At 60.3% G+C, this 16,728-nt stretch carries 10 protein-coding genes and 1 tRNA gene; 3 read left to right on the top strand and 8 right to left on the bottom strand.

Annotated elements, in window-relative coordinates:
• Positions 1-6 precede the first annotated feature (6 nt).
• The 4 genes from FJQ89_RS19280 to FJQ89_RS19265 form a co-directional block, all read right to left on the bottom strand.
• Positions 7-954 (bottom strand): glycoside hydrolase family 43 protein, encoded by a 948-nt coding sequence (locus FJQ89_RS19280; RefSeq protein WP_141171340.1) that lies wholly within the window; start codon positions 952-954, stop codon positions 7-9.
• A 24-nt stretch (positions 955-978) separates the two neighbouring features.
• Positions 979-2,331: an MFS transporter gene (locus tag FJQ89_RS19275; RefSeq protein ID WP_141171339.1), complete on the bottom strand. Its 1,353-nt coding sequence runs from the start codon at positions 2,329-2,331 to the stop codon at positions 979-981.
• 113 nt (positions 2,332-2,444) lie between these two features.
• Entirely contained in the window at positions 2,445-5,102 is a 2,658-nt protein-coding gene (locus FJQ89_RS19270) for a TonB-dependent receptor (protein ID WP_141171338.1), read from the bottom strand.
• 333 nt (positions 5,103-5,435) lie between these two features.
• Positions 5,436-5,511, bottom strand: a tRNA-Arg gene (locus tag FJQ89_RS19265).
• 199 nt (positions 5,512-5,710) lie between these two features.
• On the opposite strand from FJQ89_RS19265, the gene FJQ89_RS19260 reads away from it, so the two are divergent.
• A complete protein-coding gene (locus tag FJQ89_RS19260) occupies positions 5,711-6,274 on the top strand; it encodes a c-type cytochrome (protein ID WP_141171337.1) in 564 nt (187 codons plus the stop codon).
• A 114-nt stretch (positions 6,275-6,388) separates the two neighbouring features.
• On the opposite strand, the gene FJQ89_RS19255 is transcribed toward FJQ89_RS19260, so the two are convergent.
• The 4 genes from FJQ89_RS19255 to FJQ89_RS19240 form a co-directional block, all read right to left on the bottom strand.
• Positions 6,389-8,293 (bottom strand): methyl-accepting chemotaxis protein, encoded by a 1,905-nt coding sequence (locus tag FJQ89_RS19255; RefSeq protein WP_141172891.1) that lies wholly within the window; start codon positions 8,291-8,293, stop codon positions 6,389-6,391.
• A gap of 228 nt (positions 8,294-8,521) precedes the next feature.
• Positions 8,522-10,597 carry a M13 family metallopeptidase gene (locus FJQ89_RS19250; RefSeq protein ID WP_141171336.1) on the bottom strand — a complete coding sequence of 692 codons (2,076 nt, stop codon included), beginning with the start codon at positions 10,595-10,597 and terminating at the stop codon, positions 8,522-8,524.
• Between the two features lie 282 nt (positions 10,598-10,879).
• The gene (locus tag FJQ89_RS19245) at positions 10,880-12,973 is read right to left on the bottom strand and encodes a M13 family metallopeptidase (protein ID WP_141171335.1); all 2,094 of its coding nucleotides are present in this window, start codon (positions 12,971-12,973) and stop codon (positions 10,880-10,882) included.
• Positions 12,974-13,192: 219 nt separating this feature from the next.
• The gene (locus FJQ89_RS19240) at positions 13,193-13,414 is read right to left on the bottom strand and encodes a hypothetical protein (protein WP_141171334.1); all 222 of its coding nucleotides are present in this window, start codon (positions 13,412-13,414) and stop codon (positions 13,193-13,195) included.
• Positions 13,415-13,783: 369 nt separating this feature from the next.
• Here FJQ89_RS19240 and FJQ89_RS19235 point away from each other — a divergent pair, with 369 nt between their 5' ends.
• Both FJQ89_RS19235 and FJQ89_RS19230 read left to right on the top strand, forming a co-directional pair.
• Positions 13,784-15,238 (top strand): S41 family peptidase, encoded by a 1,455-nt coding sequence (locus FJQ89_RS19235; RefSeq protein WP_141171333.1) that lies wholly within the window; start codon positions 13,784-13,786, stop codon positions 15,236-15,238.
• Positions 15,239-15,427: 189 nt separating this feature from the next.
• The gene (locus tag FJQ89_RS19230; RefSeq protein WP_141171332.1) at positions 15,428-16,549 is read left to right on the top strand and encodes a beta-ketoacyl-ACP synthase III; all 1,122 of its coding nucleotides are present in this window, start codon (positions 15,428-15,430) and stop codon (positions 16,547-16,549) included.
• The last annotated feature ends 179 nt before the right edge of the window (positions 16,550-16,728 follow it).

Raw genomic sequence — 16,728 nt, 5'->3', positions numbered from 1 at the left:
GGAATGTTACAGGGTCGATGAGCGGCCAAACACGGGCATGCCTTGCGCATCCCAGCGCAGCGGTTTGACAAACGTGTGGCGATCCGGGTTCCACAGCGGGTCGCCGACGATTTCCGTGTAGGTGCGGGCATGGTACACCAGCAACACACCGTCGCCATCCTCGGCCGTGGTAAAGCTGTTGTGGCCAGGGCCGTAGATGCCGTGCTCGTAGCAGGTGGCAAACACGGGCTCGGGCGACTTCGTCCACGCCGCCGGATCGAGCAAGTCGGCGGACTCGTTGGCCCATAGCAAGCCCATGGCGTAGTTTTCATCGGTGGCACTGGCCGAATAGCTGATGAAAATCTTGCCGTTGCGCTTCAGCACGGACGGCCCCTCGTTGACCCAGAAGCCGCGAATTTCCCAATCGAATTCGGGTTTGCTCAGCATCACGGGCGGACCGGCCAGCTGCCATGGCGTGGCCATCGGCGCGAGGTACAGGTTGGAATTGCCCTCGATGGCCACATCTTTCTGCGCCCACAGGTAGTACAGCACGCCATTGTGCGTAAAAGTGGTGGCGTCCAGGCAGAAGGTGTCGATGCCCGTGTCGATCGGCCCCATGAATTCCCACTCGCCTTCGAGTGGATTGGCGCTGGTATTGCGGATCGCATACATGCGGTGCTGGAACAATTTACCTTTGATTTCGCGGCTCGGTGCGGCGGCGAAATACACATACCAGGCGCCCTGGTTGAAGTGCAGCTCGGGCGCCCACACCAGCTCGCTGTACGGCCCCGTTTCCGGCTTGTGCCACACGTCGACCGCTGGCGCGCCGGCCAGGCCGGCGATGCTGTCGGCGCGGCGCAGCTCGATGCGGTCGTACTGGGGCACGGACGCCGTAAAGTAATAGTAACCGTCGCTGTGGCGGTAGATATGCGGGTCGGCGCGTTGTTCGATCAGCGGTTTCAAGACGTCTTCCATGTTGCTTGCTCCATTCAGTTATTCTTACGCGGCGACAAAGCCACGCTTGTGCATTTCCACTTTTACGCCACGGTAATAGTCATCGCTGATGCGGTACTTGAACATCAGCAGGCCCATCAGCAAGTGAAAAAAGCCGGGGATGATCGACAGCATCAGGGCGATGCCGTTCAGGGCGAATTGCGTTTGCTCATGGTTGGGCTGGTAGTCGAAGTACGACAGCAGCATGCCGACCAAAAAGCCCGCCACGGCCATGCCCGCTTTCTGGCAGACGGAGATGCCGCCAAAGGCGAAACCGGAGACGCGCTTGCCCGTCTTGACTTGACCATAATCGATGGTTTCGGCAATCGCCGACCAGAACACGGGCGCGTGCAAATCCACCACAAAGGACAGCAGGAAATACAGGGCGAAGGCCATCACGGTGTCGCTCGGCGTCACAAAAAAGTAGATCGCCAGGCTGATCAGCGCGACGCCGATTTGCGAGTAGCGAAACAGCTTGACCTTGCAATAAAACTTGGTGATCCAGGTCGAGGCGATCATGGCCAGGATGGCCGCCACCACGCCCGTGGTCAGAAAGGCGGCCACCGTTTCCGTGCTGCCACCCAGATAGTACTTCGCATAATAAATGGCGACGGAGCCGCGCACCACGTAGCCGACCGTGCCCGTGACGCACACGCCGCACAGCACCAGCCACTGGTCGTTCTGCAGCAGCACCTTCAATTGTTCCAGCAACGACTGTTTTTCCACCACGTGCACGACGCGCTCGGTAGTGGTGAAATAGCAGAACAGGAACAGGGCCACGCCCATCACCGCCATCACGGCCATGGCCGCCTGGTAGCCGACGGCCGGGTTGCCGCCGCCCCAGCGCTGCGACAGGATCGGCACGACGATGGTCACCATGAAGGCGCCGATCTTGGCAAAGAACAGGCGGTAGCCATTGGCCGACAGGCGCTCGTGCGGATCGCTGGTCAGGCCGCTGATCAGCGAGATGTAGGGGATGCCCACGCCGGCCGTCATGATGGTCATCAGGATATACGTCGAATACGCCCAGATCAATTTGGCGTCATAGCCCCATTCCGGCGTGGTGAACACAAAAAACACGCTGACGCCGAACGGCACGGCCAGCCACAGCAGATACGGGCGGTAGCGGCCCGAAGCAAAGCTGTAGCGGTCGGTAATCTGCCCCATGACGAGGTCGGCGATGGCGCCCACCACTTTGACGGCCACGAACAGCAGGGCCAGGTCCGTGGTTTTCAAGCCATAGATATCGGTATAGAAAAAGGTGATGATCAGCATCATCGACGAGATGACGACATTGAGCGCCATGTCGCCCGCGCCGAAGCCGACCTTTTCAACGGTGGATAATTTTTGCGTCTCCATGCTTTCCGTCCATTCTTTTGATGATGAATCGTGTCTGACTGCCCAACTGCAACGCAAGGGGCGCTGCCGGCCGAAACCTTGGCAACGCCCTTGATGTTTACTGTGCGACCAACTTACATTTTCCAGCGCAGGGATAAGCCTACCGTGCGGTCATAGCGGCGCGTATCGCGCGGATACACGCCCGGCTCGTTCCAGTAATCCTTGAACTTGGTGTCGAGCAAGTTATTCCCGTCGAGGGTCACGGTGAACTGCTCGTTGATCTTGTATGACAGCGAACCGTCAAGCTGGGCCGTCGGCGCCACTTTCAAGTCCAGGCCGGGGCCGCCCTGCTTGTAGCTGTCGATGAATTTCGAGCGCCAGTTGTAAGCCAGGCGGCCCGACCACGCATCTTTTTCGTACAGCACGACCAGGTTGTAGGCATAGCGCGACACGCCCGTGATGGCATGGCTGCCCGTCTCGTCGTCGGTGCTGCCGCTCATGTAGGTGCCGTTCGCCTGCAAGCCCAGGCCGCTCAACATACCCGGCAAGCCGTCATAAAACTGCTGGTAGCCAATTTCCAGGCCCTGCAGCTTGCCGGCGGCCGTGTTGTACGGGCGGTCCACGTCATAGGTCTTGCCGGCGATGGTTTCGCTGGCAATGCGTTGCTGGATATAGCCGTCGAACTTATGGTGGAACACGGTAGCCGTCACGGAACCAGCCGGCGCGAAATACCATTCCAGTGCGGCGTCGACATTGTCGCCCGTCACCGGTTTCAAATTCGGATTGCCGCCCGCGCCCGTCGCCTTCACCGTTTCCGTCGAGTTGACCAGGGCCACGCCCGGGTTCAGCTGTGCAAAGCCGGGGCGGCTGATGGTGCGGCCCGCGGCGAAGCGGCCGACCAGGTCGGCGCGCAGCTTGATTTTCAGGGCTACGCTGGGCAGCACGTCGGTGCTGGCCGTGTCGCTGATGACGGGCGTGTACACGCCATCCTCGGAAGTATTACCTTGCAGGCTTTGCTCGGTGCGCACGACGCGCACGCCCAGAGTGCCGTCGACGGGGTAGGCGCCCAGCTTGAAGGCGATCTTCGCCTTGGTATAGATGGAATACGTCTTTTCCGTATCCTTGAAGAAGGAGCCAGGGTCCATGGCCCGCGCCGCGCTGCTGCCCGTGACGGCTTGGCGCACCGTACCCGTGTTATTGAGCAGGAAGCTGGCGCACGGCGTGTACCACTGCTTCAAGCCATAGTCGGGACCGCCGCTGGACATCGGTTCCGACAGGCAATTCAAACCGGGAATCGACGTCACGCTCTGGCGGCTGAACGGAAACGCCGCGCCGGACACGTCCGGTGCTTCCGCATTGCCCTCGAAGCTCTTGATCGATTCGGCTTCGCGCTTCACGCCGCGCAGGCCGACGCTGATTTCCTTGAAGAAGCCGCCGGCACTCGGCGTGTACGCCAGGTCGGCGCGCACATCGTTCGAGCTGCCTTGATCCCGGCCATAGCGGTCGAAAAAGCCCTTCAGATAGTAGTTCGACGGGTCTTGCAGATCGATGCCCGTGTAGTCGACGTGCAAGGTGCCGTTCCGGTTGGTATTGATGCTGGCGTTCGGCACGACGGTGATCGCATCGAGAATCGGGTTGCGCCAGGTATAGCTGCTTTTGGTGCTGGCCACTTCCGACGTAAAACGCCATTCCGGATTGATATCCCATAAGCCGCCGACGGCAAACTGATGCGTCTTCGTCTGGTTCTTGTTCGCCTGCGTCGACATGATGGTGTTGACGTTTTTGGAGGTCAGCGTTTGCAGCTGGTTGCTGCCGGCAATCTTGGTGGCCGAGACGGGCGTGCCCCACCATGGCAAGCCGACGAAGTAATCGGATTCGGCATCGAGCAGGAAACGCGTGGCCATGCCTTCAGCGTACAGCTCGACGTCGGCGTTCGGACGCCACTGCAGCACGGCATTGGCGGTGCTGCGGCGGCGGTCGCCCTTGATCGGCAGCAAGCCCACCTGGTCCGGCCCCGTCAAGCCCGGCGACAGGAAACTTTTATCCACGGGTGCCGTACTGAACGCGCGTTCTTCATGGTAACGGTGCTGCTGCTGCGACAAACCCAGCAGCGCGCCCACTTCGCCGATGCCCGTCTTCCAGCGATTCGACAGCATGCCGCTGATGTTCGGGTCGGTGGCTTTCGACTTGTCGCTGTAGACGGCGCGTGTGTTGACGCTGGCGGTAAATTCCTTGAAGTCGAACGGGCGATTCGTGCGCACGTCGATGATGCCGGCCACGCCGCCTTCGACCTGGTCCGCGCCCTGCGACTTGTACACGTCCACGCGCTGCAGCATGGTGGCGGGAATGTCGGCCAGGTTGACGTAGCGGCCCGTGGTGGTGAACAGTTCGCGGCCATTGAGCAGGGTCGTGACATCGCGCAAGCCACGGATCATGACGGCGCTCGCTTCGCCCGAATCGCGGCGGATCTGGATGCCGGAAATGCGCGCCAGGGTTTCGGCCACGTTGTTGTCAGGGAATTTGCCGATGTCGTCGGCCACGATGGAATCGATGACCTGGTCCGAGCGCATCTTGATCTGCTGCGAGTTTTGCGCCGAGCGGCGCACGCCGCTGACGGTCACGACAGACACTTCCGCCGCAGGCTCGGCACTGGCATCGGCCACCACGGCCTCCTGCGCCCAGACCGAAGCCGTGCTCAGCAGGCCGATACCGGCCAATGCCGCAACGGCTGCCTTCAAAGTGAATGGACGAGGGGAAGTGGCCGCGAGCGGACCGGTGGCGTGGCGCATCATGAATCTCCAGATATTGTATTGATATTGTTGTACCGCTTGCATGTCGTGCGCATGCTCGGCGTTTATCTTAGGGGCTGGACGATAATCTCTCCAATCAATTTTTCCAGTGTTTCGATATCAATTTTGATATCGGTGGCTGGGCAACTTTGGCGGGTGCAAAGCGACAACGGCAGGGGCGTCAGGGGTGTTTCCGGGAGGACTGCGCACATGGCATCCCCGGCAAGCTGGCAAGCAGCGATACAGGCCTTGCCAGGCTTGCTGAAGTAATAGTGGGGGATACAGCATGCAGCCGCATGGCAATGCCGGCTGGATAACACGGAGTCTTGATTTGTCTGGTGCGGCTGGCGGGGATCGAACCCACGACCCTTGGCTTCGGAGGCCAATACTCTATCCACTGAGCTACAGCCGCGTAGGGGGAATTTCTGAAGTGATGCGAAGGATACCGTTTTTCTTTACCTACGTCTACGGAAACTGTCGTATCGCTGGCAATTGCATGTCGCTGCTCAATTTTTGTGCCTATAATTGTGGGTTTCACAAAGGTTTACATCCAAGCATGTAAAAATGCTACCTTACACGGCCATCAGTTTCAAATCTGGACTAAGGACATCATGAGCGACGCACATAACGAACAACAATCAGCGATCAAAACGCCTAAGCAATTGCTTGCCGCCGTAGCTGGCTTCTTCCTCGTCACCGTCATCGGCATCATCCTGCTGGTGCAGTTCGTCACGGCGCAAAAACTGACAGGCGCCGGCACGGAAAGCCAGTCGCCGGAAGCCATTGCCGAGCGCCTGAGCCCCGTCGCCAACGCCGGCTTTACCTTCAAGGATGCCAGCGGTCCGAAGGTGCTGCAAAGCGGCGAAGCCGTGTACACGGCGACCTGCGTGGCTTGCCATGGCGCCGGCGTGGCCGGAGCACCGAAGTTTGGCGATGCGGGCAGCTGGTCGGCCCGTCTGGCCCAGGGCTACGATACGGTCCTGAAACACGCCATCGAAGGCTTGCGCGCGATGCCGGCCAAGGGCGGCAATCCCGACCTCGACGATGTAGAAGTGGCGCGCGCCGTCGTCTACATTGCCAACGCTTCGGGCGGCAAGTTCAAGGAACCGGAAGTGCCGGCACCGGCCGCAGCCGCTGACGGCGCTGGCGCACCAGCGCAAGAAGCCACGAAATAAGCGCGATGCCGCTTCAGGCGGCGCGTTGAAGCGGCCCCAGGGTTGCTTCAGATGTGAAAAAGCCGCCCGGTTCAAACTGAACCGGGCGGCTTTTTAATGTCCGTGCGCGGCGCGCTACAGCTTGAATGCGCCGATGATCTGTTCGAGCTTGGCCGTCTGCTCCTGCATCGAATGGGCTGCCGCTGCCGCCTGCTCCACCAGCGCGGCATTTTGCTGGGTGGTGTCGTCGAGCTGAACGATGGCCTGGTTGACCTGGCCGATGCCCGTTTCCTGCTCCTGGCTGGCCAGCAGGATCTCGCCGATGATGTTGGCAACCTTGTCGGTGCCGGCGACGATCTCGTGCATGGTGGCGCCAGCCTGGTCGACCAGCTTGGTACCGGCGTTGACGTTGTGCACCGATTCAACGATCAGCGCGCCGATCTCCTTGGCCGCCGTAGCCGAGCGGTGCGCCAGGTTGCGCACCTCGGACGCCACCACGGCAAAGCCGCGGCCCTGTTCGCCGGCCCGGGCCGCCTCGACGGCCGCGTTCAACGCCAGGATGTTGGTCTGGAACGCGATCCCGTCGATGACGCTGATAATGTCGGCGATTTTCTTCGACGAGTGTTCGATCGCGCCCATCGTCTCGACCACCTGCGTCACCACCGCGCCGCCCCGCGCCGCCACCTTCGAGGCGTCCAGCGCCAGCCGGTTGGCCTCCTGGCCGCTGCTGACGTTCTGCCTGACGGTGCCGGTCAACTCTTCCATCGACGCGGCGGTCTGCTCGAGCGCGCTGGCCTGGCTTTCGGTGCGTGCCGACAGATCCTGGTTGCCGCTGGCGATTTCTCGCGAAGCGAGCGCGATCGACGCCGTGCTGGTGCCGATTTCGCGCATCATCTGCTGCAGCCGCTCGATGAAGGCGTTGAAGCTGCCGGCCACATCGTTGAACTCGCTGCCGCCGCCGCCCGGCAGGCGCCGCGTCAGGTCGGCGTCGCCGGCCGACAGCGCATCGATATTGCTCTTGAGTACGCCCAGGCGTCCCATGAACAGGCGGACGCTGCCGATGAACATGGCCAGCAGCAGCAGGGCGATGGGGATCTGCACCATGCCCAGCTTGCTCAAGATGCGGTCGCTTTGCTCGGTCAGCTGGCTGGTCGGCAAACCGGTCGCCAGCACCCACGGACTGCCCGGTATCGCCTTCAGAAACAGCGTGTGGTGCGTGCCGTCGCTGCGATACTCCGATTCGGCCACGCCCTGCGCATCGAGCTTGGGCAGCAGGCGGCCGATTTCCGCCACCATCGGCGAACTGGACGCCAGATCCTCGACTTTCTTGAGTACGATCTCGTCCTTGATATACGTACTGTTGCTGATGATCTTGCCGTCGCGTTCGACGATCAGGATCTGGCCGTGGATCGTTTTCTCCATGTCGGCCACCAGGCGGTTGAAAAAGCCCAGCGTGACATCGATGGTGGAAACGCCGTACAACTCGTTGTCCTTGTAGATCGGCATGGCGCAGTTGGTGCGCGGCTGCGCACTGGCGTCGTCCTTGTAGGCCTTGGCCCAGTCGCAATGGCCCTTGGCAGACTTGAGCCCGCCCAGATACCAGCTCTGCTCGAAGTACTTCAACGACTCCGGCGAGTTCCAGTGGGTGTTGACGACCAGTTTGTTGGACGCATCGCGGGCGAAAAAGGTGCTGAACTTGTCGCGCTCGGGATCGCGCTTTTTCGGCAGTGGCCAGATGCCGCCGCCAAACACATTCGGGTCGGAATACTGGTCGACCAGTCCCGGCAGCAGGACATCGATCGCCGCGCTGTCCATCAGCGCCACCGTCTGGGTGATGCTGCGCTGCTGCGCCTCCACCTGTCGCAACTGCTCGGTAATCCTGGTGGAAATTTTGCTGACGTCAAAACCGACCACCATGCCCTCGGTGCGTTTCAAATCCGGCGTGACGAAAAAATGGATGACGGCCAGGGTCATGACCAGCAACACCACAAAAACAAGACTGAACAGGGTGATAAAACGGGCTTGGCTCGTGCGAAATATGTCTCTCACAATGTTTCCTTTTTGATGACACACGGGGCGTTATACAGGTCTATTATTGTTTTCATCCAGATATAGGCGCTTCAAACTTCGTTGTCAACGAGCAAGGAAAATCACCGGCGACGCACGCAACACTTCGCGGTATACGGCTGGCAAGCAAGCAAAAAAAATGCCGCCCGGCGCGAACCGGGCGGCATTGCTACCATATTTCTGTCCAGCCGAAAAAATGGTTTACCACATGATGACGCGGTCTTTCGGTGGCAAATACATCTTGTCGCCCGGTTTCACGTCGAAGGCCTGGTAGAAGCCGGGCTGGTTGCGCATGGTGCCGTTGGCGCGGAACTGGCCTGGCGAGTGCGGGTCCGTTTTCAGCAAGACCAGTTGCTGCGCTTCACGCATCTTCATGCGCCAGACCTGGGCAAAGCCCGCATAGAAACGCTGCTCGCCCGTGAAACCGTCGATGACGGGGGCTTGCTTGCCATTCAGCGACAATTTGTACGCTTTATAGGCGATCGCCACGCCGGAATTGTCGGCGATGTTCTCGCCCAGGGTCAGTTCGCCGTTGACGAAATGGCCAGGGACGGGGCTGAAGCTGTTGTACTGCGCCACCAGCTGCTTGGTTTTCTTGGCGAAGTTTTTATGGTCGGCCTTGGTCCACCAGTCGCGCAGGTTGCCGTCGCCGTCGTACTGGGCGCCCTGGTCATCGAAACCGTGGCTGATTTCATGGCCGATCACGCCGCCGATGGCGCCATAGTTAACGGCGTCGTCCGCCTTGGCGTCGAAGAACGGCGCTTGCAGGATGGCGGCCGGGAAGACGATTTCGTTCAGTTCCGGGTTGTAATAGGCGTTTACGGTCTGTGGCGTCATGCCCCACTCGTCGCGGTCGATAGGCTGGCCCAGCTTGTTCAATTCGCGGTTGTAGTTGAGCAAGTGCGAACGCTGGATGTTGCCAACCAGGTCGTCCGGCGCCACCGTCAGGCCCGAGTAATCGCGCCATTTGTTCGGGTAGCCGATCTTGGTGGTGAACTTGGCCAGCTTGATCTGCGCCTGTTTCTTGGTGACAGGGCTCATCCAGTCGAGCTTGTCGATGCTTTGCTTGTAGGCCGTCATCAGGTTTTTCACCAGCGCTTCCATGCGCACCTTGCGCTCGGCCGGGAAATATTGCTCAACGTACAACTGGCCCACGGCTTCGCCCAGCGCGCCTTCGACGGCGCCCACGCCACGCTTCCAGCGCGGACGCATTTCCGTCACGCCCGTCAGGGTGGTGCCATAGAAGGCAAAGTTTTCATCGACATACGCTTTCGGCAGGTAACCGGCGTTGGCGTGCAGCAAGTGCCACTGGAAGTACGCTTTCCATGTCTCCAGCGGCGTCTTGTTGGCGATCTCGGCAAAGCCTTTCAAGTAGCTGGGCTGGCTGACGATCACGTAGTTGACCTTGCCGGCGATGCCCGTGTCCTTCAGGTAGCGGGCCCAGTCATAGCCTGGCGCCATGGCGGCCAGCTTCGCCAGCTCGACCTTGTTGTAGGTCTTGACGGGGTCGCGGTTCTGCACATTGCTCCATTGCGCCTTGGCCAGATCCGTTTCCAGCGCCACAATGGCTTTCGCATTCGCGGCAGCATTCGCATCGCCGGCCAGGCTGAGCATTTTTTCCACGTGGGCCAGGTATTTGGCGCGCGTATCGGCCTTGCCTGCTTCCAGGTAGTAATCGCGGTCAGGCAAGCCCAGGCCGCTTTGCACGATGTCGGCCACGTATTTGGTGGAATCCTTGGCGTCCTGATGGATACCGAAATCGTACGGCGAGGTCACGCCCAGCTTGCTGAAGTGGGCGATCACGGCCGGCAATTCCGCCTTGTCCTGCAGTGCGGCAATCTTCGCCAGCTCCGCGTTCAAGGGCGTCAGGCCCAGGCTTTCCAGCTTGGCTTCATCCATGAAGCTGTTATAAAAATCACCGATTTTCTGGGCGTTCGAGCCGGCCGCGCGGGCCTTGTCGGCGCTGGCGCCTTCGACGATGCCACGCAGCTGCGTTTGCGTATCGTCGGCCAGCTTGGCAAAGCTGCCCCAGCTCGACTTGTCGGCAGGAATCACGGTTTCCGCCAGCCATTTGCCATTCAGGTGCTGGAACAGGTCGTCCTGCGCGCGCACGGCAGGGTCGACGTATTCGACGGCGATGCCGGACGTCAGCGCGGCAGCGGCGACGGCCGTGGCGGGAGCAGCAGCGGCTTTCTTGGCAGAATCAGCGGCGCCAGCCATGCCGGACACGCCGGCCAGCAAACTCAGGGTCAATGCACTTAACAAATAACGATTCACGGTTGTCCTCTATATTATATTGTGTGGAATATAAGGGTCAGAAGGCCCAGGGCTTCTGGCCCGGTTTTTGACTGTAGCATACCGGCTGAAATGACAGAAAGAACTTTGGCCAGAATGTAAAAAAGACCACGCGAGGTGGTCTTTTTTGTTGTGACAAGATAACGTTTACATGACGTAGGTCGGCTTAGCCTGGAGGGCGTAAGCCGACAACATTGTTGGCACAGGCTGTATCGTCGGATTACGCGCTTGCGCGCTAATCCGACCTACCTGGCTAAATGACGTTTACCAGATAATCACGCGGTTTTCCGGCGCCACATACATCTTGTCGCCCGGTTTCACGCCAAACGCTTCATAGAAGCCAGGCTGGTTGACCATGGTGCCATTCGCGCGGTACTGGCCCGGCGAATGCGGATCGGTCTTGATCTGCACGATTTGCTGCGCTTCGCGCATCTTGCTGCGCCACACCTGGCCAAAGCCCATGTAGAAGCGCTGGTCGCCCGTCAAGCCATCGAGCACGGGCGCCGGCTTGCCGCCCAGCGAGATTTTATAGGCCTTGTACGCGATCGCCACGCCCGAGTTGTCGGCGATGTTCTCGCCCAGGGTCAGCGCGCCGTTGACGTTGTAGCCCGGCAATGGGCTGTAGCCATCGTACTGCTTGGTCAGCGCATCGGCCTTGGCGGCGAAGTTCTTGCGGTCGGCCGGGGTCCACCAGTCGCGCAGGTTGCCGTCGCCATCGGACTGGCTGCCCTTGTCGTCGAAACCGTGGCTGATTTCATGGCCGATGACGGCGCCGATGGCGCCATAGTTGACGGCGTCGTCCGCATTGGCGTCGAAGAACGGCGGCTGCAGGATGGACGCGGGGAAGACGATTTCATTCATCGTCGAGCTGTAATAGGCGTTCACCGTCTGCGGCGTCATGCCCCACTCTTCGCGGTCGATCGGTTTGCCCAGCTTGGCCACCTGGCGCGCGGAACCAAAGTTGGCGGCGCGCATCATGTTGCCCACCAGGTCGCCCTGGACGATTTGCAGCTTCGTGTAATCGCGCCATTTGTTCGGATAGGCGATCTTCGGCGTGAACTTGGCCAGCTTGGCTTGCGCTTCTTTCTTGGTTTCCGGGCTCATCCAGTCCAGCGTGTCGATGCTGTCCTTGTAGGCGGCCAGCACGTTTTTCACCAGTTCCTGCATGTGCGCCTTGCGCTCTGCAGGGAAATATTGCGCGACATACAGTTTGCCGACGGCTTCGCCCAGCACGCCTTCGACGGCGCCCACGCCACGCTTCCAGCGCGGCTGGTTCTGCGTCACGCCACTGAGTACCGTGCCGTAGAAGGCAAAGCTTTCGTCGACGAAATTTTTCGACAGGTAGCTGGCATAGCTGCGCAGCAACTGCCATTCGAAATACGCTTTCAGGGTGTCCAGGTCGGTGCTAGCGAGCACCTTGTTGTAACCGGCCAGGTAGCTCGGCTGGTTGACGATGACATAATCGACCTTGTTGGCGATGCCCAGGGCAGCCAGGCCGGACTTCAGGTCGTAGCCGGGGGTCAGGTCATTGAGCTTGTTGATGTCGGTCTTGTTGTAGCGTTTCACGGGGTCGCGGTTCTCGACCTTGGTCCATTGCACTTCGGCCAGCGATGTTTCCAGGGCCACTACCGCCTTGGCGTGCGCGGCGGCGTTCTTGTCGCCGGCCATGGCCAGCATTTTTTCCACGTGCGCCTGGTATTTTTCTTTCACGCCAGCTTGCTTGGCTTCCAGGTAGTAGTCGCGGTCGGGCATGCCCAGGCCGCTTTGGCTCACATACGCGGCGTATTTGGTGGAGGCACGCGCATCCTGGCCCACATACACGGCATACGGGGTCGACACACCCGTCTGGCTCAGGTGGGCGATCAGGGCAGGCACGCCCTTCTTGTCGCGCAGCGAGCGGATGCGGTTCAGTTCGCCGGCCAGCGGCTTCACGCCCAGCGCGTCGAGGCGGGCTTCATCCATGTAGCTGGCGTACAGGTCGCCGATTTTCTGCGCTTCGGAACCGGCCTTCTTGTGCTTGTCCTGCTGCGTGGCTTCGATGATGCCGCGCAACTGTGGCGTCGTGTCATCGCGCAGCTTGGCGAACGAACCCCAGCTCGACTTGTCGGCGGGAATCTCGGCCGTGGCCAGCCATTTGCCGTTCAAATGGGTAAAGAAATCGTCCTGCACGCGCACGGCGGGGTCGATGTACTGCACGTCGATGCCGGAGACGACACCAGCGGCGGCAGGTGCGGAAGGTGGGACACTGGGTGCCACGGTCGGTGCGGCCACGGAGGATGCGGCGGATACGGGTTCGGCGGCATGGGCAAACGCAGCCAGCAGGGTCAGGGTCAGACTGCTCAAGAGATAGCGATTCACGGATTGTCCTTATGGGGCATGTCAAAAAAGACCGGGCAGATAGCTGCGGGCGGATAGCCCGCCGCGCCAGGCGCTGCAGGAATGTAGCACGCGAGCATGCCATTTGGCCATCCTTGCCCCCCGACTGTCCGGGAATCGCCGCTCAGTTCGGCTAGGCTAGGGGGCTTTCATTGTCCAGTCCGGCGAGCATGGCGTGGGCTGGAACAGCGTATGAACCGTTTATCCATACAGATACAGCAGCTCGTCGATCAGCGCCAGCTCCTGTTGCGTGAACTGCGTGTTGTTGAACTGCCTGATATCGTCGAGCACACCTCTAATCGGCACTTGCCGTGACGGATCTTGAACGATGTCGATCAGCAGGCCGGCATCCGGATCGCGCCCCCTCAGATACTTCTCAATCAGCGCTTTGAGCGAGATACGTGCCTGTAAATCAGTTAACATTTTTTTTATCTGCTGGGAAGGAAGAAGCTCCAGTCTAAATGAGCCTGAGCCCGCGGATAAAAAAAAGCCTGCGTCCGCAGACGCAGGCAAAACCACTTCGGGTCGAGAATGCGAGTCCACTATAGGGCCGCCGCACACGCTTTTTTTCGACTCTTACAAATGCTTACTCCCCTCAAGAGTAACTATACATCGCATACAAAACCGCAACATATGGCAAGCTGACAGCCCCGCTTTCGCGCGTAGACTGGGCCCAGGCACGCTTTTTCCACGGCCGGCCCACGCCGGCAGAGATTCAGGTCTATACTTTCAGGAAAGCGCCGCTCCACGGGGACTGGCGCTTGTGCAAGACACGCTAGCTGCAAAGGTGCAATGATGGGCAAACTCAAAAATACCGGCTTGATTGGCCTGGGCGTGGTGGCCGGCGTCGCCGTGTCGCTGCAATTTTCGGCCATGGCGCAAAAGACCGTCGAGCCGCCCCTGCCGCTGGAAGAGCTGCGCCAGCTGGCCGATGTGTTTGGCCTGATCAAGTCCGATTACGTCGAGCCGGTGGAAGACAAGAAACTGCTGGAAGACGCCATTTCCGGCATGGTCGCCTCGCTCGACCCCCATTCCGCCTACCTCGACAAGAAAGCCTACGCCGAGCTGCGCGAAGGTTCCGAAGGCAAGTTCGTCGGCCTGGGCATAGAAATTGGCCTGAGCGAAGACGGCTACATCAAGATCGTCTCGCCCATCGAGGATTCACCCGCCTATCGCGCCGGCATCAAGGCCGGCGATTTGATTACCCGCCTCGATGGCCAGCCCGTGAAAGGCGTCAGCCTGGACGACAGCGTCAAGCGCATGCGCGGCGAACCAGGCACCAAGGTATCGCTGACCATTGCCCGCAAGGATGAACCGCAGCCGCTGGCCTTCACCATCACGCGCGAAGAAATCCATCAAAAGAGCGTCAAGGCGAAGATGGTCGAGCCGGGCTACGCCTGGCTGCGCGTATCGCAATTCCAGGAACCGACCGTCGACGACATGGCTGCGCAGATCACGGCCCTGTATCAGCAAAACCCGCACATCAAGGGCATGGTGCTGGACCTGCGCAACGATCCGGGCGGCGTGCTGCAGGGCGCCATCGGCGTCTCGGCCGCCTTCCTGCCGAAGGACGCGGCCATCGTCTCGACCAACGGCCAGCTGCCGGACTCGAAACAGGTGTTCTATGGTCGCGCCGAATACTATACCTTCCGTGCGGAAGGCGATGCGCTGGCGAAATTGCCGGCCGCTATCAAAAAAGTGCCGCTGGTGGTGCTGGTCAACACGGGCTCGGCCTCGGCCTCGGAAATCGTCGCCGGTGCCCTGCAGGATTACAAGCGCGCCACCATCATCGGCACGCCAACCTTCGGCAAGGGTTCCGTGCAAACCATCCGCCAGCTGACGGCCGACACGGCCGTCAAGCTGACAACGGCCCGCTACTACACGCCGAACGGCCGCTCGATCCAGGCCAAGGGCATCGTGCCCGACCTGCTGGTCGATGAAAATGCGGATGGCGACGGCCTCAACGGCTTGCGCATCCGCGAAGCGGATCTGACCAAGCATCTGAGCAACGACCGCGACCAAGGTAGTGCCAACAACGGCGCCAAGGCCGCCCCCGTCAACGACGAGATGGAAGAGCAATTGCGCATCATCGCCCTGGAAAAGACCCGCAAGCCGCTGGAATTTGGCAGCAAGGACGATTTTCAATTGCACCAGGCACTGAACCATCTGAAGGGTTTACCGGTGCAGCTGGCCAAGGCAGAACCGCTGGTGGTGCAGGCCGACGTCAAGAAAGAACAGAAGAAGTAAGCAGCAGCGCCAGCAGCACAGAGGGGGGCGCCATGCCCCCCCCGATAACCGGTCCACGCGACAAAAATCAATCTTCCGCCACACTTCCCCCTGTCGCGCAACACGAAACTCTCTACAGTCGAGCCCGTTTGTGTAAAATTTGCTTCACTTATCGGCAGCGCGCCGATTGCCAAATTTGAAAGTTTAACCATGAAACAAGTCGTCATCAGCGGTACCGGACTGTACACGCCGCCATTTTCGATCTCCAACGAAGAGCTGGTCATCTGCTTCAATGCTTACGCGGAAAAGTTCAATGCCGACAACGCCGACGCGATCGCCGCAGGCACGGTGACGGCGCTGGAGCTGTCGAGCGTGGCCTTCATCGAAAAGGCGTCCGGCATCAAGTCGCGCTTCGTGATGGAAAAGGAAGGCATCCTCGATCCGGCGCGCATGGTCTCGCGCATCCCGGAACGGGGCGATGACGAACTGTCCTTGCAGGCGGAAATGGCGGTCGCCGCCGCGCGTGACGCCTTGGCGCGCGCCGGCCGCACGCCGGCCGACATCGACATGGTGCTGGTGGCGTGCAGCAATATGCAGCGCGCCTATCCCGCCATGGCGGTGGAAGTGCAGGATGCGCTGGGCATCGACGGGTATGGTTTTGACATGAACGTGGCGTGTTCGTCCGCCACCTTCGGCATCCAGCAAGCGGTCGCCGCCGTGCAAAGCGGCCAGGCACGCGCCGTACTGGTGTTGAATCCCGAAATCACCAGCGGCCACCTGAACTGGCGCGACCGCGACAGCCATTTCATTTTCGGCGACGCCTGCACCGCCATCATCGTCGAAGCCAAGGACACGGCCGTCTCTACGCACCAGTTCGAGATCATCGGCACGGAACTCAAAACACGCTTCTCTAACGCCATCCGCAACAATTTCGGCTTCCTCAACCGTTTTGACGAGTCCGGCGTAGGCAAGGCCGACAAATTGTTCCGCCAGCAAGGCCGCAAGGTCTTCAAGGAAGTGTGCCCGATGGCGGCCGAGATGATCAAGGCGACCCTGGCCAAGGCCGGCGTGGAAGTGGCGCAAGTCTCCCGCTACTGGCTGCACCAGGCCAACCTGAACATGAACCTGCTGATCGCGCGCCTGATCCTGGGCCGCGACGCCGAAGCCAACGAAGCGCCCGTGATCCTCGATACCTACGCCAACACCTCGTCGGCCGGTTCCATCATCGCCTTCCATACCTATCAGGATGACATGGCGGCGGGCGCCACGGGCGTCATCTGCTCGTTCGGCGCCGGCTATTCCATCGGCTGCGTGGTCGTGCGCAAGGTGTAAGCGTTGGGAGCGATCTGCGCCTGATTGCCTCAATTGGACGCAGATCGCAGTGGATAGCATGCGTTCGTGGCCATCTGGACGAAGATTTAGCGCAAATTTTTTGTAAAAAAAGCGGCAGGAAAATTCCAGCCGCAGCTTTGTTGCGTTTATACTCAATCGCTGAACACCCTCTTTTTCCA

Origin of the sequence: Janthinobacterium tructae (assembly GCF_006517255.1) — a bacterium.
Classification (GTDB): domain Bacteria; phylum Pseudomonadota; class Gammaproteobacteria; order Burkholderiales; family Burkholderiaceae_D; genus Janthinobacterium; species Janthinobacterium tructae.
Note: the sequence above shows the minus strand (reverse complement) of the source record. Positions and strands in the feature narration are given on the sequence as shown.

What these genes read in the sequence shown, in the direction of transcription:
- FJQ89_RS19270 (WP_141171338.1), bottom strand. Translation starts at nt 5,102, where the DNA reads ATGATGCGCCACGCCACCGGTCCGCTCGCGGCCACTTCCCCTCGTCCA.
- FJQ89_RS19280 (WP_141171340.1), bottom strand. Translation starts at nt 954, where the DNA reads ATGGAAGACGTCTTGAAACCGCTGATCGAACAACGCGCCGACCCGCAT.
- FJQ89_RS19230 (WP_141171332.1), top strand. Translation starts at nt 15,428, where the DNA reads ATGAAACAAGTCGTCATCAGCGGTACCGGACTGTACACGCCGCCATTT.
- FJQ89_RS19275 (WP_141171339.1), bottom strand. Translation starts at nt 2,331, where the DNA reads ATGGAGACGCAAAAATTATCCACCGTTGAAAAGGTCGGCTTCGGCGCG.
- FJQ89_RS19260 (WP_141171337.1), top strand. Translation starts at nt 5,711, where the DNA reads ATGAGCGACGCACATAACGAACAACAATCAGCGATCAAAACGCCTAAG.
- FJQ89_RS19240 (WP_141171334.1), bottom strand. Translation starts at nt 13,414, where the DNA reads ATGTTAACTGATTTACAGGCACGTATCTCGCTCAAAGCGCTGATTGAG.
- FJQ89_RS19235 (WP_141171333.1), top strand. Translation starts at nt 13,784, where the DNA reads ATGATGGGCAAACTCAAAAATACCGGCTTGATTGGCCTGGGCGTGGTG.